The sequence below is a fragment of the Pseudoalteromonas sp. XMcav2-N genome, from assembly GCF_024124545.1.
GTDB lineage: Bacteria > Pseudomonadota > Gammaproteobacteria > Enterobacterales > Alteromonadaceae > Pseudoalteromonas.
Genome location: NZ_JAMXSF010000001.1, coordinates 480776 through 504891, shown reverse-complemented (window position 1 = coordinate 504891; position 24116 = coordinate 480776). Strand labels below are relative to the sequence as shown.

At 49.5% G+C, this 24116-nt stretch carries 21 protein-coding genes; 12 read left to right on the top strand and 9 right to left on the bottom strand.

Going from position 1 to position 24116, the window contains the following annotated elements; all coding sequences use genetic code 11:
- The first annotated feature begins 98 nt into the window (after positions 1-98).
- Both NH568_RS02020 and NH568_RS02015 read left to right on the top strand, forming a co-directional pair.
- Positions 99-944 (top strand): HDOD domain-containing protein, encoded by an 846-nt coding sequence (locus NH568_RS02020; RefSeq protein WP_253044323.1) that lies wholly within the window; start codon positions 99-101, stop codon positions 942-944.
- 125 nt (positions 945-1069) lie between these two features.
- The gene (locus NH568_RS02015) at positions 1070-2284 is read left to right on the top strand and encodes a divalent metal cation transporter (RefSeq protein WP_253044322.1); all 1215 of its coding nucleotides are present in this window, start codon (positions 1070-1072) and stop codon (positions 2282-2284) included.
- A 214-nt stretch (positions 2285-2498) separates the two neighbouring features.
- Here NH568_RS02015 and NH568_RS02010 read toward each other — a convergent pair whose 3' ends face one another.
- The 6 genes from NH568_RS02010 to fadI all read right to left on the bottom strand — a co-directional run bounded on the left by NH568_RS02010 (position 2499) and on the right by fadI (position 9573).
- Entirely contained in the window at positions 2499-2777 is a 279-nt protein-coding gene (locus NH568_RS02010) for a YfcL family protein (protein ID WP_253044321.1), read from the bottom strand.
- A gap of 8 nt (positions 2778-2785) precedes the next feature.
- Positions 2786-3913 (bottom strand): ATP-NAD kinase family protein, encoded by a 1128-nt coding sequence (locus NH568_RS02005; protein ID WP_253044320.1) that lies wholly within the window; start codon positions 3911-3913, stop codon positions 2786-2788.
- On the bottom strand, positions 3903-4457 hold the full coding sequence (locus NH568_RS02000; RefSeq protein WP_253044319.1) for an elongation factor P hydroxylase: 555 nt from the start codon (positions 4455-4457) through the stop codon (positions 3903-3905). Before NH568_RS02000 ends, NH568_RS02005 begins: the two co-directional genes overlap by 11 nt.
- A 77-nt stretch (positions 4458-4534) precedes the next feature.
- Positions 4535-6025 (bottom strand): sensor domain-containing diguanylate cyclase, encoded by a 1491-nt coding sequence (locus NH568_RS01995; protein ID WP_253044318.1) that lies wholly within the window; start codon positions 6023-6025, stop codon positions 4535-4537.
- Positions 6026-6163: 138 nt separating this feature from the next.
- Positions 6164-8263 carry a fatty acid oxidation complex subunit alpha FadJ gene (gene fadJ / locus NH568_RS01990; protein WP_138543827.1) on the bottom strand — a complete coding sequence of 700 codons (2100 nt, stop codon included), beginning with the start codon at positions 8261-8263 and terminating at the stop codon, positions 6164-6166.
- Positions 8263-9573 carry an acetyl-CoA C-acyltransferase FadI gene (fadI, locus tag NH568_RS01985; protein ID WP_253044317.1) on the bottom strand — a complete coding sequence of 437 codons (1311 nt, stop codon included), beginning with the start codon at positions 9571-9573 and terminating at the stop codon, positions 8263-8265. The genes fadJ and fadI overlap by 1 nt, the downstream gene beginning before the upstream one ends.
- 316 nt (positions 9574-9889) lie before the next feature.
- Here fadI and NH568_RS01980 point away from each other — a divergent pair, with 316 nt between their 5' ends.
- The 9 genes from NH568_RS01980 to NH568_RS01940 all read left to right on the top strand — a co-directional run bounded on the left by NH568_RS01980 (position 9890) and on the right by NH568_RS01940 (position 19277).
- Positions 9890-10846 carry a MoxR family ATPase gene (locus tag NH568_RS01980; RefSeq protein WP_253044316.1) on the top strand — a complete coding sequence of 319 codons (957 nt, stop codon included), beginning with the start codon at positions 9890-9892 and terminating at the stop codon, positions 10844-10846.
- 24 nt (positions 10847-10870) lie between these two features.
- Positions 10871-11809, top strand: a complete 939-nt coding sequence (locus tag NH568_RS01975; RefSeq protein WP_253044509.1) for a DUF58 domain-containing protein — start codon at positions 10871-10873, stop codon at positions 11807-11809.
- 6 nt (positions 11810-11815) lie between these two features.
- Positions 11816-12244, top strand: coding sequence for a DUF4381 domain-containing protein (locus NH568_RS01970; RefSeq protein ID WP_253044315.1), 429 nt, complete (start codon positions 11816-11818; stop codon positions 12242-12244).
- Positions 12237-13226, top strand: coding sequence for a VWA domain-containing protein (locus tag NH568_RS01965; protein WP_253044314.1), 990 nt, complete (start codon positions 12237-12239; stop codon positions 13224-13226). Before NH568_RS01970 ends, NH568_RS01965 begins: the two co-directional genes overlap by 8 nt.
- On the top strand, positions 13223-15145 hold the full coding sequence (locus NH568_RS01960; RefSeq protein WP_253044313.1) for a VWA domain-containing protein: 1923 nt from the start codon (positions 13223-13225) through the stop codon (positions 15143-15145). The genes NH568_RS01965 and NH568_RS01960 overlap by 4 nt, the downstream gene beginning before the upstream one ends.
- On the top strand, positions 15139-16770 hold the full coding sequence (locus tag NH568_RS01955) for a BatD family protein (RefSeq protein ID WP_253044312.1): 1632 nt from the start codon (positions 15139-15141) through the stop codon (positions 16768-16770). The genes NH568_RS01960 and NH568_RS01955 overlap by 7 nt, the downstream gene beginning before the upstream one ends.
- Positions 16771-16821: 51 nt before the next feature.
- Complete coding sequence (locus NH568_RS01950) at positions 16822-17337, top strand: sigma-70 family RNA polymerase sigma factor (RefSeq protein ID WP_138553476.1); 516 nt, start codon at positions 16822-16824, stop codon at positions 17335-17337.
- Positions 17337-18068 (top strand): DUF3379 family protein, encoded by a 732-nt coding sequence (locus NH568_RS01945; RefSeq protein ID WP_253044308.1) that lies wholly within the window; start codon positions 17337-17339, stop codon positions 18066-18068. Before NH568_RS01950 ends, NH568_RS01945 begins: the two co-directional genes overlap by 1 nt.
- A 294-nt stretch (positions 18069-18362) precedes the next feature.
- Complete coding sequence (locus NH568_RS01940) at positions 18363-19277, top strand: TIM44-like domain-containing protein (protein WP_253044304.1); 915 nt, start codon at positions 18363-18365, stop codon at positions 19275-19277.
- A gap of 48 nt (positions 19278-19325) precedes the next feature.
- Here the strand turns inward: NH568_RS01940 and NH568_RS24150 are convergent, their stop codons facing one another.
- Positions 19326-20852, bottom strand: coding sequence for a LytTR family DNA-binding domain-containing protein (locus NH568_RS24150; protein WP_253044301.1), 1527 nt, complete (start codon positions 20850-20852; stop codon positions 19326-19328).
- A 147-nt stretch (positions 20853-20999) separates the two neighbouring features.
- Here NH568_RS24150 and NH568_RS01930 point away from each other — a divergent pair, with 147 nt between their 5' ends.
- Entirely contained in the window at positions 21000-22490 is a 1491-nt protein-coding gene (locus NH568_RS01930; protein WP_253044299.1) for an alpha/beta hydrolase, read from the top strand.
- Positions 22491-22604: 114 nt separating this feature from the next.
- Here the strand turns inward: NH568_RS01930 and NH568_RS01925 are convergent, their stop codons facing one another.
- Both NH568_RS01925 and NH568_RS01920 read right to left on the bottom strand, forming a co-directional pair.
- Positions 22605-22772 carry a hypothetical protein gene (locus NH568_RS01925; protein WP_171045583.1) on the bottom strand — a complete coding sequence of 56 codons (168 nt, stop codon included), beginning with the start codon at positions 22770-22772 and terminating at the stop codon, positions 22605-22607.
- Between the two features lie 79 nt (positions 22773-22851).
- Positions 22852-24042: a helix-turn-helix transcriptional regulator gene (locus NH568_RS01920; protein ID WP_253044297.1), complete on the bottom strand. Its 1191-nt coding sequence runs from the start codon at positions 24040-24042 to the stop codon at positions 22852-22854.
- Positions 24043-24116 lie beyond the last annotated feature (74 nt).

Below are 24116 nucleotides of genomic sequence, written 5' to 3'. Positions count from 1 at the left end.
AAAGAATGCGTAATCCGACTCAGCTACTATACTTGGCAAAATAGCCTGACCCTCAACGGGCTAATTGTGTTTTTTAGTATTTTCTCAATGAGACCGCTATGATCGAAATAGACAACGCCGTGCTTAAGGATATGAATCATGGCTTTTGCCTGCCAGCAAAGCCAGAACTGTTGCAAAGCTTGCATCAGGTATTACAACAACCAGAGCCCGAGCTTAGCGAAATCGCCGCCCTGATAGCGACAGACGTAGCAACTTCTGCTGCTGTACTCAAAGTCATTAACTCCTCCAGCTATGGTTTTTCGCGCACCATTACTGACATCCGTCAGGCCGTCATGTTTCTGGGGCTAAACAGCATCACTATGCTGGTAACCGGCTACTTGCTTAAGCAGGCTTTTGACCAGTCAAAGTGTTGTATTAAGTTAGAGCGATTTTGGGACAGTGCCCAGGAAATTGCCGATGTTGCAACTTTGATTGGTAATAAAATCAAAAGCAAAGTCCCGGTCGAGAACCTCTATATGCTGGGCCTGTTTCACGATGCCGGTATTCCAGCCATGGCTTTTAACTATGCGGATTATGTCGAAGTACTGGGCGCCGCAAACAGTAATTACGATAAAATGCTGATTGAGTTCGAAGAAGAGCACTATCAGACCAACCATGCCGTCATTGGTTATTACCTGGCCAATAGCTGGAACTTGCCCAAACCAATTTGCCAGCTCATTCTTCGTCATCATGATGTCACTTATCTGCAGGAAAAACGGACCGACGAAGAAATGCTCACATTTTCCACACTGAAAATGGCCGAAAATCTGGTCCATACCAACAAACGTTTTGTGGCTGCACCGGACTGGCCCGTGATGAAGCAAAGCGTACTGGATGCCCTGAATCTGGATGAGGACGATTATCAGGACCTCAAAGACGACACCGAAGAGTACTTCACCAGCTAACCGACTTCACGTCCTGACAGGGCTTTTGAACACCCAACCTCATTAGCCCAGTCATTTTCCACTTGGCAAACGCTTTCAAATCGTTAACATGAGTGGCAAAAAATAGGAAAGTCGTGTTGGAATCAATGTTTGCTAAACTCCAGAACCTGGGACCTGGGATCCTGATGGCCACTGCCGCAGTCGGCGGCTCGCATCTGGTCGCCGCTACGCAGGCCGGTGCCCTGTTCGGCTGGCAGCTACTGTGGTTAGTCGTGGCGGTTAACTTGCTTAAGTATCCTTTCTTCCGCTTTGGTGTGGAATATACGCTACACAGCGGCAATAGCCTGGTCACTGGTTATCACAATAAAAACCGGGCCCTGTTCTATCTTTTTGTCGCCCTGAATATCATCGCTGCAGTAGTGAATACCGCGGGTGTACTCTTACTGACGGCCGCCTTACTACAATACGCCCTGCCATGGAACCTGCCGCTGACAACCTTGTGCTATGCCCTGCTGTTTGTGTGTCTGGGAATTTTATTGTTTGGTCATTACAAATTGCTCGACAGAGCCAGTAAAGGGATTATGGCAGTGCTATGTGCCACGACTCTGGCCGCCTTATTGGTCGCGGTGTCACAAGGTCAGGTGCACCCATCGCCGCAACCGGCACCGTCCCCTTACTCACTTGCATTACTCGGCTTTATGGTGGCTCTGATGGGATGGATGCCTGCTCCTATTGAAATATCGGCCATCAACTCACTGTGGTTAAAAGCCAAAACCCGCACTCAATCGCTCAGCAAAGCGCAGGGCTTATTTGACTTTAATCTGGGTTACTTTCTGACTTTGTTTCTGGCAGTGGTGTTCTTTTCCCTGGGAGTGTTGCTGCAATACGGGCAAAGCCAGAAAATAGAACTTGCCGGCGTAGCCTTTTCTAAACAGCTGATCGATATGTATGCGCTGACTTTAGGTGAGTGGGCTCGCTGGTTAATCGCCACCATCGCCTTTTTGTGTATGTTTGGTACCACAATCACGGTACTGGACGGCTACGCCAGAACCCTGGACGATGCGGTTAAGCTGATCAAACCGCACCAAAACAAGGCCAGCTTGTCGATTTTCATTACCGTGCAGGCCATCTTCGGCATGGTGCTGGTGTTGTTCTTTAAAGCCAACCTGAAAGACATGCTGATGTTTGCTATGACACTAGCATTTCTGACCACGCCATTTTTCGCCTGGCTGAATTTCTCTTTGATCTCGAAAGAGCTGTTTGCACAGCAAAGTAAACCAGTACAACTGCTTACCTGGGCAGGCCTGACTTACCTGATTGCTTTTGCGGCGTTATTTGTGGTGTGGCGCTGGATACTGTAAATGCCAAAAGGCGATGCTAAACCGCCTTTTTCGAAGGAAAGTTATACCAATTTGCTTAATTAAGTGTTCCATTTTGAGGCGAGAAAATAGGGTCGATAACAAGGCAAAAATTTTGCTATTTAGTTACTCTAAATGAGAAATTTTTAACGCCGTTAGCGTCATATTTGCTCCTTCAAATTGAACAGGTATTAAATGAAATTGGTATTAGCCCTGGCTAAACCCCTAACAGCTTAAGACGCTCCCAGATGGTCACTACATGATGCTTGTCTTCTTCGTTAAGCTCGCCATCACGGTACGCTTTTACCAGGCTCGCCTCGACTTTAGCATTCAGCTCATCCACTGACAGCGCCAGTTCCTCAACCTGGGCATAGCCAACCGCCAGGTCGAAATGACCGCGTAAGTAGCCACCAGCAAACAGCTCGTCATCGCTTGCTCTATCTACTAATTCATCAAAAAACTGCTGCGCAGCTTCTATATACGCTTGAAGTGACATTCTGTCTCCTAAATTAAATCCTGATGCCCGACGGCATACATTACATGGTCATTATACCCTGTCACTACTTTGATGTAGCCACTCAGTTCGTTGTCCAGATCCTGATCGCCCGTATCTGCTATTAAAGGGCGACCATTGAGTGCCTGCAACTTGGTCTTAGTTGCAACCACGATGATATTGTCTTTGCCAATCTGGCGGATCAAAGCCGGACTGAGCTGCTGATTGCCGCGGCCAAATATATGGCCCTGTCCACCAATCAGGGTGATCACCAACTTTGTGGATGCCTGTGAGGCAGCATCCAGCAGCTGTTGCGCCGTCAGGTCACTGCCCAGCAGAGTATGGTCGCGGATCAAATCAACCCCCAGTAAGGTGTTATCAAGGCCCAGCTCTTCCATTATGGCGGCCACCGTTGAGCCCGAGCCCATAATATACTGCTCATCTTCTTCCATTTCTGAAATCACATACGCAGCGATATCCGCCAGTACCAGTTCATCACTTTCTTTTCCGCCATTTTTTACGCTTTGTACGTAACGCAATTCACTGGGTACCTGCATTTCACCATAGCGCTTGGCGCGCACGGTTCCCGCACGAAAAGCACTTTCATCTATGTCCATCACATCTGCGTCGTCTATGGTAACCAGCTCCCCTTTAATGAGCATCTCTACTACCCGACCAGCCGCTTTGGGGGTAATTGCATACACGCCACTGTGGATCTTACAACCGGCTGGTACACCCAGCACCGGGGCTTGGCTGCCAATGGCTCCGCAGATGTTGCGCGCGGTACCGTCACCACCTGCAAACAGCAGCAGGTCGACTTTGGCATCGGCCAACAGTTTGGCTGCCTGCTCGGTATCTTCCGGGCTGCTGGGCGTGCCACAAGTCATCACAACCTGAGTAGAAAAACCGTGCTCAACGGCCAGGTTTTCTCCCATTTCACCGCTCACGGTATAGACTTCAATGATGTCCCGGTAAGGCTGTAACAGCGCCAGGGCCTGTGCCGTGCGGCTGTGTGCCTTGGGCTCAGCACCCAGCGAGCGGGCAAGCTCGGCGGTTTCACTGCCATCACTGCCCTTTAGTGCCACAGCACCGCCTAACCCGGCAACCGGGTTCACGATTAATCCAAGTTTAAACTGCATCTGCAAACTCCTGTGGACAATGCCATTCAAACTGGCCAGCATTGAGTGGCCAGGAAGTCGAGTAAAATTGAGATAACGCTTCTAACAAAGCTAAGGTTCGGGCATTAAACCCGCAGGTTAACATTTCCAGCACCTGTGCATGAACACGACGCTGAAACGCAAAGCGGCAGGTCGGCTCGCCATTTAGATTGTCGACAGAGACATTAAAGGCAAACCCGGCTGCTGCGCTCAGTGCCCACTCAATGGCCTGAGGCTTCACTTCCACCTGCTCAAAGGCCAGTTGCTGATCTTTGCTGCGCCCGTCCGGGCAGTACCAATAGCCATAGTCTTCGTACTCCCGCCGCGCTTTGCCAGCCACCAGCCAGTGCGCAATTTCGTGCATCGCACTGGCATAAAAACCGTGTGCAAAAACAATGCGATGATAATCGCACTGTGTATCCGCAGGCAGATAAATGGGTTCATCGGTCCCTGCGACCAGTTTGGTATTGTGCGTTGGATAAAACAAGGCGTTAAATATCGAGATCAGATCGTCAATGTGGTGCATACTACTCGCAGGCGGCCCTCTAATCGGTTTATGGCCGCAGATTGTACGGATTTTTAGGGGGAAAGTAAAAACCCGCGCTAATGGCTACTGAACAGTACGGCTCTGCCCCGACCCGCGGCTTTGGCCTGGTATAATGCATCGTCGGCCTCTCCAATCAGTGTCTCTACATCTGTCTGTGAACTAACCTGAGCCCGGCTGGTGACGCCGATACTCAAACTCAGATCATACTGGTTCTGTTCGTTATAAGTTATTACCAGACGCTCCGCCATTTGTAAGGCTTTTTCGGCACCGATTTCAGGACATACCAGCACAAACTCATCGCCGCCCCAGCGACCGAGGCGGTCACTTGGGCGAATAGAAGTCATCAGGAATCCACTGAGTTCAGCCAATGCTGCATCACCAACCTGATGCCCAAGAGTGTCGTTTAGGGTCTTAAACTTGTCTATGTCTACCATCATGACCGACAGGGACCTCTGATAACGATGTGCACGACTTAACTCGTCTTTGAGGAGCTGCTCTATCTGACCACGATTATAAACCTGAGTTAAAAAGTCCAGCTCAGCTTTTTGTTGTAACTGTAATTCCGGGCGAATATCACGGATCACTGCCACAAAGTAAGTTTCCTGTCCCAGTGCCGTCCTGGCAATTGCAATATCCAATGGGATCTCATCACCCGATTTATGTAGGCCAACGATATTCAGCCCGTTCTCTCCTTTTCGACGCATTTGCGCACGTCCGCTAAAATTACGCCGGTCTTTACGGTGCAGCTCGCGAAAGCGTACAGGGATGAGGTCTTCTACTGTCATTTTGAGTAGTTCATGAGTGCCATAGCCAAACAGTTCTGTGCAGGATTGATTAACACGCGTGATCCTGCCGTTATACTCGCAATACAACAGTGCATCCGGGATTGCATTAAACAAACAGGCTCGCTCTTCTATGGTTCTGAGCTGCCCACGTATCACCACAGCACCAGCACAAGCCAGGATCGCTATCAATGACAACAGCAACCAGGCTTCTATTGAGCCTTTGTTGATCACGCTTTCAAGCGCCACCTGGTGCTGATGCCGGGTTGTCTGAATGCGAGCCTCCATGCCTGAACGTAAAGCTTGCAGCGCACTGTCTAATTGCTGATGTTGGTGCGAATACAGCTGCTCAGATGGATGCGTCTCAGAGGTCGATGTTATGGTGCTGTCACTGCGAGTGGGGTTGTGTTCAAGATAGTGCTTAATTTGCTCAAGGGCTTGCCTTTCCATCTCACTCAGGTCAAGCGCCGCAATCATCGCCACTATCTGCAGGGCAACCGTAGTTTGCGCGTCGACTTCATGCCGTGGTTGTGCTGGTAAATAATCCTTAACCTGATGCGCGGTGTTTGCGTTACTGAGTTGATGTTCCAGGTCATCGAGCAGCTCAGCCTCGCGTAAAATAATATCGGCCTGTTCCTGCCAGTGCTGCTCAAATCTTGCTATCACCTCGTTGGCATCATCACTGATATAGAACATCACAACATTCGCCAGCACAGTTACGCCAGCCAGCGTGGCAATAAACGTAAAAAAGTACCTGTTGTGCATGCCATATCCCCGGGCAAATGACGAGCGCTATCACCTTTGTTACCGATAGCAAACAGTGTGCCGACAATTATTCCCTTTATTTTAGCCGAAAATAAAAAAGCCGCATAAATGCGGCTTTTTTAATGTTCAGACAAATGCTTAGCTGTAGTAAGCTTCACCCGCTTCAGCCTTAGCCAGCAGCGGCTCCGCTGGTGTAAACACCGCGTTGTCGGTGGCATAGGTAGACAGCTCTGAACACACTTTGTTCAGGCCACGCTTGTCCATGTAACTGAACGGCCCACCTAAGAATGGCGGGAAGCCAATACCAAAGATGGCACCAATGTCACCATCGCGGGCACTGTCGATGATACCTTCGTCCAGACAGCGCGCAGCTTCATTCAGCATTTGCGCCACACAGCGGCTGGCAATTTCTTGCTTGTTCAGACGTGGTGCTGGTGTAATACCCAGCAACTCATAAACAGACTCGTCCACTTTCTTGCCTTTGGCTTCATACTTGTAGAAGCCCTTGCCGGTCTTACGACCCAGACGCTTGCTGTCGATCATGCGGGCAAAGGCATCCGGTGCTTTAAAGCGCTCACCCAGTTCTTTTTCAAGAATAGGCGCGATTTTTGAGCCGATGTCCACACCCACTTCGTCCAGCAGTGCCAAAGGACCAACCGGGAAGCCAAACTCAACCAGAGCCTGATCAATCTTTTCGATTGGCTCGCCCGCTAGCAGCAGATTGGCCGCTTCGTTCACGTAAGGCGCCAGAATACGGTTGACATAGAAGCCCGCTTTGTCTTTTACCACGATAGGCGTCTTGCCCTGCTTGCGCGCAAAATTAACGGTACGAGCGATGGTCTCTTGTGATGTGCCCTCGTGCGGGATGATCTCAACCAGTGGCATTTTCTCGACCGGCGAGAAATAATGCAGGCCAATCACGTTCTCAGGACGCGCTGCTTTTTCAGCGATCTGCGCAATCGGTAAGGACGATGTGTTACTGGCAAAAATGGTTTGCTCTGTACATTCACGCTCGATGTCGGCCACCATGCTTTGCTTCAGTGCCAGATCTTCAAATACCGCTTCAATCACGATATCAGTATGACGCATGCCGGTGTAGTCAGTGGTACCTGTGATACGGTTCATTGCCAGTTGCAGATCGGCTTTAGACAGAATACGTTTTTTCTGTTTTTTAGACAGGATCTTGTAGCTGTAGCTTAGTGCATTGCTGATCCCCTGATGTGCCACATCTTTAATGCGCACAGGTACACCGGCTTTTACCGCACTCACGTGGGCAATACCGCCGCCCATCAGGCCGCCACCCAGTACCGCCGCGCGGTTAATCTTAGGCGCGTCGTCGCTTTGCCACTCTTTTTTCATCTCTGTGGTCGCGAAGAAAATGCCACGCAGTGACTGTGACACTTCGGTCATGACCAAGTCAGCAAACCCTTCGGCTTCTGTTTTGTAGGCTTTCAGTTCACCTAATTCAACTGAAGCACGCACGGCCTTGATAATAGCCAGTGGCGCCGGATAGTGGCCACCGGTTTTCTTCTCAACGTTTTCCTGCGCTTTTTTGAAGATGATGTTGCGGCCAAACGGATTTGATTCCAGCAGCTGGCTAAGCTTATCCAGCTTAGGTTTACGTGCTTTAGGCTTGCTGCCACGAGCCAGTTTGATGGCCACATCCAGTAAAATACTGTGCGGCACGCTGTCGTCAACCAGACCGGCTTTTTTAGCTTGCTTGGCACGCACTTGCTTGCCCGTCAGCATCCATTCTAATGCTTTTTGAATACCCACCAGTTTTGGCAGACGTTGTGTGCCGCCACCGCCAGGTAACAGGCCCAGTTGTACTTCTGGCAAACCTAATTTGGTTTTATCGTCATCACTACATACGCGATAATCACACGCCAGGGCGAATTCCAGACCGCCACCCAGTGCTGCACCGTGAATGGCCGCAACCGTTGGGAATGGCAGCTTCTGCATTTTGAAAAATGCCTGCTGGCACATTTCAGATAAGCGCAACGCATCTTCGCGGGTTTTTGCCTGATCCAGCATTTTGATGTCGGCACCGGCGATAAAGTTATCGTCTTTACCGCTCACAAACACCATGCCAGTTACATCATCACTGCGACCCTGCTCCAGGATAGTCAGCAGTTCATCGGCAAAGCTGTCGCGCAGCGTGTTCATCTTCTCGCCCGGCACATCGATGGTGACGATGGCCACGCGGTGGCTGTTTAATTCATAACTAAATACTGACATTATGCACTCTCCAATACAAAGGCTGCACCCAGACCACCAGCCGCACAAGCTGTAGTCAGCGCTAGTCCACCACCGCGACGTTTCAGTTCATTCAGGGTTTGCGTGATCAAACGCGCACCTGTTGCCGCAAACGGGTGTCCATAGGCCAAAGAGCCACCGTTTACGTTGAATTTATCCATATCGATTTCACCCAGCGCTTTGCTGCGACCCTGCTTCTCCTGAGCAAACTTATCAGAGGCAAACATCTTCATGTTGGCCAGAGTTTGCGCCGCAAACGCTTCGTGCATTTCAATTAAATCTAAGTCTTGCAGAGTCAGACCAGCGCGTTCCAGCGCCAGTGGCGTGGAGTGAGCCGGACCCATCAGCATGTCTTCGTGCACGCCGATAGCGGTAAATGCATAGTTGCGCACATAGCCCAGGATTTCGTAACCCAGTGCTTTGGCTTTGCTTTCGCTCATCATCAATACTGCAGCGGCACCATCAGTAAGCGGCGTTGCGTTTGCCGCAGTGACCGAGCCATGCTTGCGATCAAAGACCGGACGTAATTTCGCGTAGCCTTCCAGTGTTGAGTTAGCACGAATGTTGTTATCTTTGTCGATAAAACCTTTGTATGGCTCTACATGTGCCGTCATGACTTCGTCTTTTAGCAGACCTGCATCCCACGCCTTGGCGGCCAGGGTGTGAGAACGATGCGCCAGCGCATCCTGATCAGCACGACTGATCGCATGAGTTTTGGCCATTTGCTCTGCCGTCTGACCCATAGACAGGCCCGTTGAGTATTCAGCAACGGCCGGCGGTACCGGCATCAAATCTTTCAGTCTGAGCTTTGAGAAAATCTTCAGGCGTTGCGACAAAGTGCGCGCCTTGTTTAAATCAACCAGGCTACCAGCCAGCTTTTTGCTCACACCAATGGGTAGCACGGATGATGAATCCGCACCACCGGCGATACCGACCGCCGTGTGACCGGCAATAATAGACTCGGCAACATTGGCGACCGCCTGGAAGCTGGTGGCACAGGCTCGAGATACGGAATAAGCATCGACGGATACCGGCATGCCGGTGCCCAGTACGATTTCACGCGCAATGTTTGGCGCTTCCGGCATTTGCACCACCTGGCCGAAGACCAACTGGTCGATTTCGTTCTTATCTATATTGAGGCGTTCCAGCATTTCATTGACAACGACCTTACCCAGGTCCAGTGCCGGTACGTGGTGATAGGCCGTAGCCTGTTTCGCAAAGGGCGTACGCAGACCAGAAACAATGGCAATGCGGTCCCCTTTTGTTGTTTTTAGAATGTGTTGTTCAGACATGAATTTTGCTCTCCCGCTGACAGGTCTGACCTGTTATTGTCGTTTGATTCTAAACAACCGAATCCTTAATGCCAATAGCAAATTGGAAAATCTTATCATTCGAGTGCGATTGAGATGGTCCTTCTAAACGCCGCTATTAAATCTAGCCTGATTTTTGCTCAATTCAAAAAGTCACTGAAAAATAAATGAAGATTTGGGAACTTTCGCCTGCTTCAGTGTCTAATCAAGTTACAAAAAATCGCCCGCAAAACCTTGAGTTTTGCGCCTCAATCCTTATAAATAAGCAAAAAATTTGTCACAACAAGGACAAAGCACCATGGCAGTAAACGCATTTAGTGAACTGAAAAACTACCTCGACTCTCAAATTTTAGGTCAAAGCGCACTGACAGAAGCGCTGCTCATTGCCTTGCTAGCAGATGGCCACTTGCTGGTTGAAGGCCCGCCAGGACTGGCAAAAACCCGTGCCGTGAACGCACTGGCCAAAGGCATAGAAGGCAGCTTTCAGCGTGTTCAGTTTACCCCGGACTTGTTGCCCGCCGATATTACCGGCACCGACATCTATCGCCAGCAAACCAGCGAGTTTGTATTTGAAAAAGGCCCTTTATTCCATCACCTGATTTTGGCGGACGAAATTAACCGTGCGCCGGCTAAGGTTCAGTCAGCCTTATTGGAAGCCATGGCAGAGCGGCAGATCACGGTAGGCAAAACAACGTACCCGCTGCCAGAGCTGTTTATGGTAATGGCTACGCAAAACCCGCTTGAACAGGAAGGGACCTATCCACTGCCGGAAGCACAGCTAGACCGTTTCCTGTTGCACTTAAACATTGATTATCCGCAGGCCAACACTGAGCTGGAGATCCTGCGTTTAACCCGTGGCGAAGCGTTGTCGGAACAAACCGCGCAATTTACGCCGATTTCACAACAGACCTTATTTGAAGCACGCAAAAAGGTGCTGTCACTGCATCTGGCCGAACCGCTTGAGCACTATCTGGTACAGTTAATCATTGCTACCCGTGAAGCCGCCGAGCTGGATCAGCAACTGGGTGCCTGGATTGAATATGGTGCCAGTCCGCGAGCGACCATTGCACTGGACAAGTGCGCACGTGCGCATGCCTGGTTGCAGGGTCAGGATTTTGTGACACCGGATGATATTCAGGCGGTGCTGCATAATGTGCTGCGTCATCGCATTATTTTGAGTTATGAAGCGCAGGCAGACGGGATCAGCAAAGATCAGGTGATCAGCCGTATTCTGGAACTGGTTCCCGTTCCATAAGTGGTCGCAATGATGAAGCATTCAATGCAACATGCCGATCATACCGGCTGGCTGACACAAAGCCACAGTAATGGCGTTGAACTGACACTCAAAGAGCTGCTTTATTATAAAAGCAAAGCGCGTTTGCTGGATTTAAAGCCTAAACGCGCTATACGCAGTGATCAGGCAGGGCAATATCTGGCACCACATAAAGGCCGGGGTATGGAGTTTGCCGAGGTCCGTCAGTATCAATACGGAGACGATATTCGCGCTATCGACTGGCGAGTAACGGCACGTACAGGTGAGGCCCATACCAAGCTGTATCAGGAAGAAAAAGAACGTCCGGTTTTTATCTTCTGCGACCTTTCCAGTTCTTTGCTGTTCGGCAGCCGCCTGTTGCTAAAGTCTGTTCAGGCTGCACATCTGAGTGCCCTGGTTGCCTGGTCTGCATGTGCTCGTGGTGACCGGCTCGGTGGTGTAGTGTTCAGTGAACAAGGCCACCATGAGCTCAAGCCCACTGCGCGTGATAAAGGCGTGCTGGCATTTTGCCACCAATTGTGCGACATCCACGCGCAGAGCCTGGCTCAGCGCGGCGACAATCAGGCCTCGACTTTTGACAATAATCTGAAACGTTTATCGCACCTGGCCAAACCCGGCAGCCTTATCTACCTGATCTCCGACTTCAGCCAGCTTAACGAGGCCAGTTTTAAACAGCTTGAGCATCTTAGTCGGCACTGTGAACTGATTGGCTGCCAAATCAGCGATCCGTTCGAGCATACCCTGCCTGCTTATAAAGATGCGATTGAAGTCAGTTCAGCCTCTGGTAACTGGACATTGCCACTGGCGGATAAACAATTCAGAGCCCAATTTGCCGAACAGGCTGAACAGGCTTTTCAGACCCGGCTGGCGCGTTTGCAACGTGCCGGTATGACAATGCAAACGTTTTGCGCCTCAGCGCCAATAGAAACACAGATCTGCAGGTAAGTGATGATGCAAAGCCCATTAGACGCACTCCATGATGTGATCCCGCCCGAGCAGGTGAGCTGGTGGCCACTGGCCCCTGCCAGTTGGGCCGTAATCATCGCCTTAGTATTGATAGTCGTAATCGGTATCTGGTTTGCTGTCAGACACTGGCAGCATAATGGGGCCAAACGAGAAGCTATTAAACTGAGTCAGCAGCATGCTCAGGATGCGCTGGCGCTGCATGGCATACTCAAACGCCTGACCCGACATTACTATGGCAGCGAACAAGCCGCAAAACCAACGGCACAATGGCATAAGATGCTCAATCAACTGACGCGTCAACAGTTTAGTGAGCAAGATCTGAACTCGCTGTACAGCAGCACACCAACTGTGGAGTGCAGTAAACTGTTAGCGGCAATAAAAACCTTTAAAACCAAAGAGGCCGTGCATGTTTGAACTTGACTGGCCCCTGGCCCTCTTGCTACTCCCCCTGCCCTGGCTGATTGCACGTTTTAAACCAGCTATGGCGCAGACTCAGGTGCGCTTGCGTATGCCTGGGTATCAGCAACAAGTCGGTGCAGGACAAACGTTAGCTGCGCCAAAACGTGGCGTGAATGTGATCGAAGCGTTGATCTGGCTTTGTCTCGTTGTGGCACTGAGCGGACCGAGCTGGCTTGATGACCCGATCACTTTGCCCAATGAAGGACGTGATATAATGCTGGCCGTAGACTTGTCCGGCTCTATGACTGAACAGGACATGGCTTATCAGGGCAAATATGTTGACCGTCTGTCAGTGGTAAAAGCTGTTTTGTCCGATTTCATTGTTGAGCGACAAGGCGACCGACTGGGACTGATCCTGTTCGGCGACACAGCATTCCTGCAAACCCCGCTGACACGTGACTTACAAACCGTCAGCCAGATGCTGAGCGAAGCGCAAATTGGCCTGGTTGGTCGGGCGACTGCGATTGGCGATGCCATTGGTTTATCGGTTAAACGCTTCAACCAGAAAGATCAAAGTAGCCGTATTCTGATCCTGCTCACCGACGGTCAGAACACGGCTGGTAACCTGGAACCCAAAGAAGCCCTGATCCTGGCTCGCGAAGAAGGCATCAAAATCTATACCGTCGGCGTCGGCTCTGATGGCCGAGGTGGTTTCAGTCTGTTTGGCATGGGCGGTATGACTGGCAGCAGCATAGATGAGAATACCCTCAAGCACATCGCCTCTGAAACCGGTGGCGCGTATTTCCGTGCCAAAGATGTGAAAGGCTTGCAACAAATCTACGCTGAACTGGATAAACTGGAACCCATTGCTGATGAAAACCAGACTTTCAGGCCCCGCCTGTCACTCTTTTATTTGCCGCTACTGATCGCACTGGCGTTGTGGAGCCTGACGCTACTGAGTAAAGCCATCAAACAATTGCGAGTTAAACCACTATGACCGAGTTTATATTTATTCGCCCTACTTTGTTATGGTTACTTATACCCTGGTTTCTGCTAACCGGTTTGCAATGGCTAAAGCGCCATCGTAGTACAGACGAAGCGCTTATCGCACCTCACCTTGCACAAGTCGTACTAGAGAACGGCCCCCGGAAGCAGCGCAAAAGCACGCCCTGGCTGGTTAGCCTGCTCCTGCTGCTAAGCATACTGGCCGCAGCCGGGCCCAGCTTTGAAAAGCACACGGTGCCGGTGTTCAAAAGTAAACAAGCCCGGGTGCTGGTCATGGATATGTCATACTCTATGTATGCCACTGACATTCAGCCTAACCGGCTGACCCAGGCGCGCTTTAAAACCCTGGATATGATTGACCAGTTTACGGAAGGCGACACAGCGCTGGTTGCCTATGCCGGGGACGCATTTGTCGTCTCGCCTTTGACTGATGATGTCAAAACGCTGGAAAACCTGGTGCCCAGCCTGAGCCCTGAAATCATGCCCAGTAAAGGCGCAAACGTGTTAGCAGGGCTGGATCAGGCCAAAACTTTGCTGGATCAGGCTGGATATAATGAAGGAGAAATCATCCTCATCAGTGACGAAGTAGAACAAAATGAACTGTCTGATATCGCCGAGCTATTAAATGGAACAGGTTATCGCCTTCATGTCTACGGTATCGGCACACCAGACGGTGCGCCAATTGGGCTGCCAGAAGGTGGGTTCTTGAAAGACCGTTACGGTCAGATTGTGGTCCCAAAACTGTATCCGGAGCGACTAGCTGCCCTCGCCTCTCGCCTGGGTGGTCGCTATGCAACCTATACACCCAGCGACAACGACATAAAAACGTTTGCGCCAAGCAAAGTAACCGATCTGGACAGCACTGAGCAACCAAGCGAAACCCTGTGGCACCTGGACGCAGGTAAGTATCTGCTGTTTGTGATTGTCCCGCTTGCGTTGTGGTTGATGCGCTCCCAACCACTTACTCTGGGTTTATTCGTTGTGGCGTTGTTACAACCCCAGACGGGATATACTGCAGACTGGACCAGCTGGTTTAAAAATCAGGATCAACAGGCACTGGAATCCTATCAACAAGGCAACTTTGAACAGGCTAAGAGTGCTCAGGATCCGCTACTAAAAGGCACCGCACTATACAAAGCCGGAGAGTACGAGCAGGCGGCAGAGCAACTCAAACACACCACATCTGCCACAGGGCAGTATAACTATGGCAATGCGCTGGCCAAGTCAGGGCAACTCGACCAGGCGATTGCGGCCTATGAGCAAGCCTTGCAACTGGACCCCGAATTCAAGCAAGCGCAGGACAATAAGCAGCTGGTCGAAAGCCTCAAGGAGCAACAGCAGCAGTCTCAGCAACAAAATGGCGATCAGTCTGATGATCAGGAGCAGTCCGGTGATCAGCAAGATCAACAGCAAAGTGACCAGCAGCAAGACGGTGAACAACAAAACGGCCAGCAATCAGATGGGCAGCAATCAGGTGGGCAGCAACAACAAGACGAACAACAGTCTTCGCACTCTGATTCTGAACCGCAATCTGACTCTTCACAAAGTGAAGCAAATGACCAGCAAAGCGCTGAGTCTCAGGATGCGGCAGAATCAGACAATGATAACGCACCCGAGCTTGCACAATCGGAACAACAAAACGAGCAGGAGCAACAATCAGAACAGACTGCTCAGCAGATGCAGCAGGCACAGCAACAAGCTACTGAAGATGAAAGTCAGCCCGAGGGGACACAGCAAATGATGCAAAATCGCCCACTGACACCAGAAGAAAAAGAAAAAGCTCAGCAACTCGATCAGTTACTGCGTAAAGTACCAGACGATCCAGCCATCTTGCTGCGCAACAAAATGTTATTGGAATCACAACAACGGGTGCGTCAGCGACGCCCGCGAGGAGTAGAAAAATCATGGTAACGCGATTACTGGGATCCGTGATCTTACTTATTACAATGATGCCTGCCTGGGCGATAGACCAGCTCAGCGCCAGTGTCGACAAAAACCCGGTGCTGGTTGGAGAGTATTTTACCCTGACCATAGAAGCTAACGGCAAAGTATCCGGACAGATGCCAGACACCAGTGCCCTGAGCGCTCAGTTTGTCACCAGCCCTGTCAGTACCAGCTCGCGCACCAGTATCATCAATGGCAGCATGAGCAGTACCACCAGCTGGCAAATGCAACTTCTGTCTCGCAAAGCCGGGGAATTTACCATCCCAAGCTTTGAGGTTGCAGGTCATCAGTCTCGCCCTATCAAGCTCAAGGTACTTGCCCGCGAGCAAGATGGTGAAGCGCAGCAAAATATCTTTATTAAAACCGAGCTAAAACCAGATACATTACATGTTCAGCAGGCTGCGCTCTTCACTGTTAAGCTGTATCTTGGCCAGGATCTGCTGGATGGTCAACTCAGCGCGCCACAAATGCAGGATGCACAAATTGCCCAGCTGGGAAAACAAAGTGAGGACTACGAGATAGTCAATGGTCGTCGTTATATGGTCGTGACCCGAGAATATCTGGTACAGCCACAAAAAAGCGGCGCCTTTACATTGGAGCCACCTATCTTTAATGGCCAGATCCGCGAGGGCTACCGTCGGATGGCAGTCTCAGCGGTAGGTGACAGTCTTGAAGTAGAGGTGAAACCCATTCCGGATACCTATTCAGGTGCCTGGTTGCCCAGTGAGTTGGTCAACCTAAGCGAAGAGTGGCAACCAAATGAGCAGACCGTCACTGTTGGGACACCAATCACCCGTACTCTGACATTAACGGCTCTGGGGATCACCAAAGAGCAACTGCCCGATATACAAGTGCCTGATGTCGACGGCTTCAGAACTTATCCGGATGAAACAGAGCGAAAACAGATGACGCGCGACGGCCGGGTAATTTCTCAGCTTATTGCCTCTTATGCCTTATTGCCTCAGACACCTGGCACTTATACTCTGCCAGAAATTAAAGTGCCCTGGTTCAATACCGTCATCAATAAAGTACAGTATGCGACCTTACCATCCAGAACCATTGAGGTTAAAGCCGATCCGAATCAGGTATCAGTCGCCCCTGCGCCTGCCGCCAACACACCACAACAAACAACAACACAGGCTGAACCACATATTGTGACCCAACCAGCGGATAAAACCTGGCTGGACTGGGCACTTATTGCATCTGGCTATGTACTGTGGTTCATTACCTTGTTAGTGTGGTTTGTGACTCGCCAATCGACCAGGGCAGCGCCAACGCAGGGCGATCATACACCTCAGGCGCCAAACGAAGCACAAGCAATTAAACAAATTAAACACGCCGCTCAACACTCAGACCCGGGACAATGCTATCAGGCTCTTAAAGCACTTGCGCGCGCACAAGGCTATGACCATATCCATGCCTGGCGCCACCAACTCAGCCATGAGTTGCAAAACGAAATTGCAAAGTTGCAAGGGGCGCTCTATAGTGCCAAACAAGAGAACGTTGACCTGAGTGTGCTATATCAACTGATTGCCGCACAGCATAAGCAGGTTAAAAACGCGAAAAAACAGCAACTTGAGCCGTTGTACTAATTTTTCTTCGGTGAGATGAAATAATGTTGCTAGAGACAAGGTCTTATTAGCATGACCACAAAACAAAAACGTTACGAAAGTCTGGTCCAGGTTTACAACAAGGAGCTTTATCGCTTTGCTTACTGGTTGTGCCAGGACCCGACCATTGCTGAAGATTTGGTACAGGAAACTTTTTTACGCGCCTGGCGCTCACTGGACGCCCTGCAGGATGATAGCGCAGCCAAATCCTGGTTATTAACCATTTTGCGGCGAGAAAATGCACGCCGCTTTGAACGCAAACAATTTGATTATGCCGACGTAGAGCAGGACACGCTGGTTGATTCGACCAGTGCCTCACCCGACTCGCAGACAGAGCAAATGATGGTCCAAAGACAGATTAGTTTATTGTCACCGGAATATCGTGAGCCGCTGCTGTTACAGGTTGTGATGGGCTGCTCCGGCGAGGAAATAGCACAGATCCTGGAACTCAACAAAAATACCGTGATGACCAGGCTATATCGTGCCAGAAACCAATTGAAAGAGGCTTTAACACAAGTGACCGAAACAGCAAAAGGGGCATCAAACTGATGGATGAACTTGAATTTCGCCGCCGCTTGTTTGCCGATCCCAATGATAAGGATGTAATTGCACAGGCAGACACAGATCCGGCCAAACAACGTCTCGTAAAAGAGATGCAGGATTTTGATGCAACGCTTCACAGTGCGCTGGATATTTCAGTGCCTGAAGACCTGGCACAAAAAATCCTTGCAAAGCAGCAAGCAGATACAGAGACTTCCAGCAAACAAAGTGCCGAAGTAAAACAGCTGGCCTGGTACCGCCGCTTTAAAGCGCCGCTGGCCACGGCTGCTTCAGCCTTATTGGCCGTCTCCCTGTACTTTGCAACCTCAGTTCATGCGCCATTACATGCAGGTGAACACGCGTTAGAACACGTATATTACGAAGCAGAAGCCCTGGCGTTAACAGATGAAGTTCAGTTGCAGGTTGTCAACGAGAAGCTTGCTATGTTTGGTGGCAAGCTGGAATCCATGCCGGGTAAAGTGACCTATGCAACGTTTTGTAACTTTAAAGGGCAGCGCAGTCTGCATTTGATATTTCAGTCGGAGCATGGCCCGGTAACTGTGTTTATTGTGCCCACCGACAGAAATGAAGCCACAGGCACAGACGAGCAGTTTGCTGATGCACGATTCAGCGGAAGCATCAAGCCAGGAGAAAGAGCAGACACCATTTTAGTGGCTAATCTGAATACCCCGTTGGAGCGTTACGAAACGGCTGTGACAGAATCATTACGCTGGTTGTAAATTTTACTCTCTTTATATACAACAACACCGGGTTTTAACCCGGTGTTGTTGTATTACTGTGTACCCGCCCCAACACTTAAAACAAATAGCTGATGAAAAAGAAGTAACTATCAGTTATTTACGAACAACCAGAAAGATTATTTCGACCTGAACAAAAAACACATGTAAACTTAATTATTTCAAACACTTAGCACCCATCTTGTGCAACGTAACCTGAACCCGCTATTGAAATCGCTTCGCTTCACCACATTGATTAATTACAATGCGTTCAGATCTAAAACTCAGAGGAACACCATGAAACAATTTATTGTTTTAATGACATTAATTGCCGTTTTGGTATCAACCAGTTTCAGTGCAGAAGCACGGAAAAAGTTCGGCAGCAAAAAAAGTGCGGGTAAAACCCACGCAACGAGCACCACGGCACAGAAAAAACAAGTGGACACCAAAACACTGGCACCGAATACTGCCGCAAAGCCTAAATCAAACAAAAAAGGCATTATGGCTGGCGTATTAGGCGGCCTGCTGGCAGGTGGCCTTATCGCTGCAATGATGGGCGATGACTTCGAAGGTTTCCAGTTTATGGAAATGATCTTGTTTGCGATTCTGGCATTCGTACTATTCAAAGTCATAAAATCCTTCATGACTAAACGCCAGCAACCACATATGGCGGGGATGCCTCAAGGTGGTAACTTTGGTGGTGGTAACTTTGGTGGTGGTAACTTTGGCCAGAATAATGCTGGTCAGGGTCAAAACCAGAGCGCTCAGTTTCGTCAGCAAGCTCAATCAACCACGACGAGCGGTGGCTTTGGTCAGCAGCAGGAGCAAGTACCATTTAATTTGCCAGCTGACTTTGATGTGAACGGCTTCTTACAAGGCGCCCGAGAGCATTATCATACCGTACAGACTGCCTGGAACCAGGGCGATTTTGCCACTCTGGCTGAGTACCTGAGCCCTGAACTGGTCGAAGAGTTTAAACAAGACCGTGCACAACATGGCGATGTCGCAACAGAAGTGATGTTTGTTGATGCGCAATTAGTGCGTGCAGAAACCTCATCTGTGGCCTGGGAAGTGAGCGTCATGTTCAAGGGTAAATACCGTGACCTTGGCGATAAACAGGAAGAACCAATCCACGAGATCTGGCACCTGGAAAGAAAAACACAGGGCGATGCGCCTTGGGTTATTGTCGGTGTGGAAGATCTGATCGACTAAATCGACGTCTGTGCTACCAGAGCAACTTTGCTGGTAGCACAGTTTGTTTCATTCAATTGATTCCCTTACCTGACCAATTAAACGTCGACTAACCGGCACTCTCTGACCGTCACTGAGGTGTAAGAACGCATATCCAGCGACTGCTTTATCCTTATTCAACGCGACCTTTCTGACTTTGTCCAAATCAACAAGATAAGATCTGTGTACCTGCATAAATGTGGCGGGTAGTTTTTCTATCAAACTTTTCAGCGAGCCCGAATACAATCGCTCACCACCGCCTTCCAAATGTAGCTCAACATAATCGCCAGCTGCGCGGCACCATATCAACTGTCCTACATCAATACGCTCCGTTGAGCTACCAAAAGTGAGATTGAGAAACTGCTGTGCGTCTGTTTTATCCAGTTGCGCCAGTTTTACCTGCAATTTAGCTATGGCCTGTTGGTCTATTATGCTCTGGATCTGAAGCTCACCCAGATGACGAATATGCAATCCCAAAAAAGCCCCAAGCAATGCAGTGACCATGATGTAGAACAACAGACTGTGAAATGACTGTACGCTCAGTATAGCCGCCAGAAGGAACGCACATAGCGTCGCAACGAATACCAGAGCTTTACTGGTACGGGACTGATAATAATATCGGCCAGATACCAGTATCCCAACGAGTACCGGAAAAGCCACAGCCAGCGTTGTTTTCTGGTCAAACCCAGGACTAAAAAATACCACAAGCAAGGTGAGGCTCATACTCAGAGCCAGGATCATCAGCCGGGTATTAATAAGGACCTGACAAGAACGCAGCAGGTATGCCAGTATTCCACAGCCAAAGCCCAACGCACACAGTAAGATCAAAATAAGCCTGACGTCATGCAAAGGGTAAGGATAACTGATCCAACCGCGCAACTGCTCTAGCGCCAGTTGAACGGCAGCAATGCCAAACAGCCAGAGCAGCCCTGCCGGGATCTGAGCCCGCAAAGGGCTTAACCTCAGGATCAGCAAATAAAGCACCCCGAGGACCAGAACGCATAATACGCTCAGTTGAATATGTGGCTCTATGCCAAAGTACTCTGTGCTGTTCTGGTACTGACCCAGAGCTGCAAGATGTAACGGTGAAGATAAGCGCAAAAGGCTCTGATGAGAGGACAGATGCATGACCACCCAGTTTTCACCTTCTTTGATGACATCGGGAGGGACATAAAACCGAGTGTCCATGCGCCCGGCAAGCTCTTGCTTACCATCGAGAGCAACACGGCCATTCGTGCCAAGCAACCTGCCATTCAGATAAACCTCACTGGAAGCTTTCGCGAACAGATAAAATGCGTATGGCCCTGCACGCTCTTGCCAATGCTCAGATAAATGTAATGGTGCCTTTAACCAGATAGCTTGCCCCTGTGGATCGCCACTGAAAAATGACTGCGTCTTACAAGCTGGCTCTTCAAAAGTTGGTATCGGCCCACCGCCAGGGCACACCCACACTTGATGATAATTTATGTGTGTCCAATCTAGTGCTAACACATTGCCAGACAACAACAGCAGTGTACAGAGCACTGTTCGCAATAATCTACTGTCACGAAATCGCACACCTTCTCCTATGTCGACCTTTGGTCGGCTGAATTCAACCGTTTGTCGATATTACTATTAAAATCAGTGCATTCGATAGAATATCGCATGATATTTGGTCTCGAACAAGCTTAACTGGGTGCACTTCCAACCAACTAGATCATCATTATGAAAAACATCCGCTATTACGATTTTGGCAACTCTATGCTGCGCGTACTGCTGCTCCTCACCTTTATCATGCCTTTTGGTACATTCAGTCAGGAGCAACCCCAATCAGTTTATGAGAATGAACAGGCAATCACATTTAAGACTCAGGATAACCAACAAGTTGCTGCCTTTTCAGGTTTTGTTACTGTGCCAGAGAATCGTAAACTGGCAAACAGCCGCACTATTCGTGTTCATTATGTACGATTTCCAGCCACCACTAAACAACCCGGCAGCCCCATTGTTTATCTGGCCGGTGGCCCGGGAGGATCTGGTATCAAAACAGCCGAATATGCCAATTTTCGTTTTCCTTTGTTTATGGCCCTGCGCGAATTTGGTGATGTGATAGCACTGGACCAGCGTGGCACAGGTAAATCCGATCAACTTCCCTCCTGTCAGTCAGGCTTTTACACCGACGCAGATACGCCACAAACTGATCAGGAAATTGCGCGTCTATACCAGGATGCCGCACTCAAGTGTGCCGCATCCTGGCAGGCACAAGGAATTGATATCAAAGGATATACAACAAAACAAAGTGCAGCAGACCTGGATGACCTCAGACGTCACCTCAAGGCCGAAAAGCTGACCCTCTGGGGGATCAGTTATGGCACTCACCTGGCGCTCGCTGCGACCAAACTGATGCCCGGTAAGCTGGATAAACTCGTACTGGCCAGTGTCGAGGGCCTGAACCAGACAGTCAAACTACCCGCTCAGACAGACGCCTACTTTACCCGAGTTCAGCAGGCCATTAACACTCAGCCTAAAGCAAAGGCGCTGTACCCCGATATTGCCGAACTGATCCGTCGCGTACATGAACGCCTAGAAACATCCCCAATAAAAATACAAACTATTGATAATAATGGAAAGAAAATAGATTTCCTGTTTCAACGCTGGCATATGCAGCGCCTGGCATCGTCAATGATAGCCGACCCGCACCGAGGCATGAAGCGCTTGCTGGCACTTTATCGGGATTTGGATATAGGGATTACTGAACCGCTTCAGCACATCGCAAACAGAGGTTATTTTAGCGATACTCAGATTAGCTTCAGACTCATGCCATTCGCCATGGACATAGCCTCCGGCATCACACAGCAAAGGCTGGCTCAGGTTAATCAGCAAAGCACAACAGCGTTGCTTGGTGCCTATTTAAACTTTCCTATGCCTCAATTGCACGGGGTCATTGCCGAATTGGACCTAGGCGATGCATTTCGCAAAGCCCCTGTATCCGACGTGCCTACGTTAGTGCTGTCGGGCTCATTGGATGGCCGCACTTACCCACACAGTCAGCTGGACGCCGTCAAGAATTTGAGCGATGTGACGCAAGTCATCATCGAAAATGCAGGACATAATCTGTTTATGCGCTCGCCACAGGTGACGGAAGTGATAAAAACATTTTTAGCAGGTAAATCGGTGCAAACCAGCAATATCAGAGTACCACTGGTAGAGTTTTATTGAGCAGGTATTTGTATCAGTAATTACAACTTCTGAGTTTACAGAGAAAAATGCCTCAGTAGCGCTCAATCGCAACAAATGACGTTAATGCGATTGAGCTGACCTTTTCTCCAACTATTACACCTGGCAGGCTGCACGCGTACAACTCCACCTGTCTGTCAGCGTATTACATAGTTCATAGTTGGTAATATCTGGTGGCATACCACCTGCGATAAAAGGTGTTTGCGCATCGGCAAGCTTTTTTGTGTTAGTCAGATTTTTCAACTTCTTAATTTTCAGTTTCATGTTATTTCCTTATTTATCACTCACCTCTTAAGCTAGCAGCTCCCTTCCACGAAAACAATAAAATAACACTTTTGTTACATCACGTATTCGCACGTGTATGCTTTTTATATTCCCCTGGCGTCATGCCTGTGTGGGTTTTAAATGCCTTATAAAAAGAAGATCGCGCGTTAAAGCCCACTGCCATCGCTATATCCAGCACGGTTTTATCGTTCGCGCGCAGTAGCTCCGCTGCAGCGTCAATCCGAGCTTTATTAACATAGTCAAAAAATGACTGTCCCAATGTCTGATTTAAAGTTTGAGACACATAATTTGCTGATACTTTTAAATATTCTGCCAGTTTGTAGAGGGTCAGGTCCGGCTCCAGGTAAAGCTTCTCTGTGACCACTGCAGTGTATATTTTCCTGGCAATGCGATTTGCCTGCTCATCGCTCAACGCCGAATGCTGGTATTTGGCTGAAGCTGGTTGCTCTGTCACCTCGTCACTTAGCGCGTGTGACTTATCTGACTGCTCAGTAAGAGGGTATACTTTGTCGAATCCAGGCTTTTGTCTTAGAGACCAGTAGAGCAAAAGCCAGGTTGTCACAGTAGTCAATGTCGCGACTCCCCCCTCTCGCAAAAACGTAGGTTGTGCACTCAAATCCTGAACAAGGGTGAGCGCCAGCCAGCCCCAGGTAAATACCATCAGGGTTAACACAATACCTAACCAGCCCAGTTCACGCTCTTTGGTACTGGCAAATACCGCATGCAACTGACGCCGGTAAGCTAGCAAATGACGCCAGGTTTTAATCACATAAACCAGGCTTTGCAAAGGCCAGAACAGCATAACGGTTATGATCAACCAAACCGTAAGGCGTGCGTCAGCTGCTAACTCCACATTTCCTTCGGCGAAAAAGATATTAAATAAAGCGCTCTCTGAAAGCTGCAACAGACTGACTGACAACACACAGGAGATACAGGCCGGAACAAAATGCCATACGCTATGGCGGGTAAAGCGCCAGGGGACCTGTGATGTTAACCCTCGCGTATAGAGGTAAAAACAAGGAAAAAGTAACAACCAGGCCGGAACAATCGCTGCAATATAAGCATAACGGGCTGCGGGAAACTGAGCGAAGATAAGTGGACCAGATAAGATCACACACAGAGATAAAAGAAACAGTGCCAGTGCCCGGTAACAATGCCAACGCCACTCTCTGCCAGCGAGTATTGTCAATGCAAGCCCCAGTGCACCGAGTAAAAAGGTATAGACAAACGTCAATTCAGCACTAACCAAAACAAAACAACCTCATGATTTTTATACTTATAGTTTTTCATACTGTCCTAACCTTTAGTATTGGACGACAGCCT

Coding starts and splice junctions, on each gene's coding strand:
- NH568_RS01945 (WP_253044308.1), top strand. CDS start 17,337: ATGGATGAACTTGAATTTCGCCGCCGCTTGTTTGCCGATCCCAATGAT.
- NH568_RS01970 (WP_253044315.1), top strand. CDS start 11,816: ATGCAAAGCCCATTAGACGCACTCCATGATGTGATCCCGCCCGAGCAG.
- NH568_RS01975 (WP_253044509.1), top strand. CDS start 10,871: ATGCAACATGCCGATCATACCGGCTGGCTGACACAAAGCCACAGTAAT.
- NH568_RS02010 (WP_253044321.1), bottom strand. CDS start 2,777: ATGTCACTTCAAGCGTATATAGAAGCTGCGCAGCAGTTTTTTGATGAA.
- NH568_RS02015 (WP_253044322.1), top strand. CDS start 1,070: ATGTTTGCTAAACTCCAGAACCTGGGACCTGGGATCCTGATGGCCACT.
- fadI (WP_253044317.1), bottom strand. CDS start 9,573: ATGTCTGAACAACACATTCTAAAAACAACAAAAGGGGACCGCATTGCC.
- NH568_RS02005 (WP_253044320.1), bottom strand. CDS start 3,913: ATGCAGTTTAAACTTGGATTAATCGTGAACCCGGTTGCCGGGTTAGGC.
- NH568_RS01930 (WP_253044299.1), top strand. CDS start 21,000: ATGAAAAACATCCGCTATTACGATTTTGGCAACTCTATGCTGCGCGTA.
- NH568_RS01980 (WP_253044316.1), top strand. CDS start 9,890: ATGGCAGTAAACGCATTTAGTGAACTGAAAAACTACCTCGACTCTCAA.
- fadJ (WP_138543827.1), bottom strand. CDS start 8,263: ATGTCAGTATTTAGTTATGAATTAAACAGCCACCGCGTGGCCATCGTC.
- NH568_RS01950 (WP_138553476.1), top strand. CDS start 16,822: ATGACCACAAAACAAAAACGTTACGAAAGTCTGGTCCAGGTTTACAAC.
- NH568_RS02000 (WP_253044319.1), bottom strand. CDS start 4,457: ATGCACCACATTGACGATCTGATCTCGATATTTAACGCCTTGTTTTAT.
- NH568_RS01925 (WP_171045583.1), bottom strand. CDS start 22,772: ATGAAACTGAAAATTAAGAAGTTGAAAAATCTGACTAACACAAAAAAG.
- NH568_RS02020 (WP_253044323.1), top strand. CDS start 99: ATGATCGAAATAGACAACGCCGTGCTTAAGGATATGAATCATGGCTTT.
- NH568_RS01955 (WP_253044312.1), top strand. CDS start 15,139: ATGGTAACGCGATTACTGGGATCCGTGATCTTACTTATTACAATGATG.
- NH568_RS01960 (WP_253044313.1), top strand. CDS start 13,223: ATGACCGAGTTTATATTTATTCGCCCTACTTTGTTATGGTTACTTATA.
- NH568_RS01965 (WP_253044314.1), top strand. CDS start 12,237: ATGTTTGAACTTGACTGGCCCCTGGCCCTCTTGCTACTCCCCCTGCCC.
- NH568_RS01940 (WP_253044304.1), top strand. CDS start 18,363: ATGAAACAATTTATTGTTTTAATGACATTAATTGCCGTTTTGGTATCA.
- NH568_RS01995 (WP_253044318.1), bottom strand. CDS start 6,025: ATGCACAACAGGTACTTTTTTACGTTTATTGCCACGCTGGCTGGCGTA.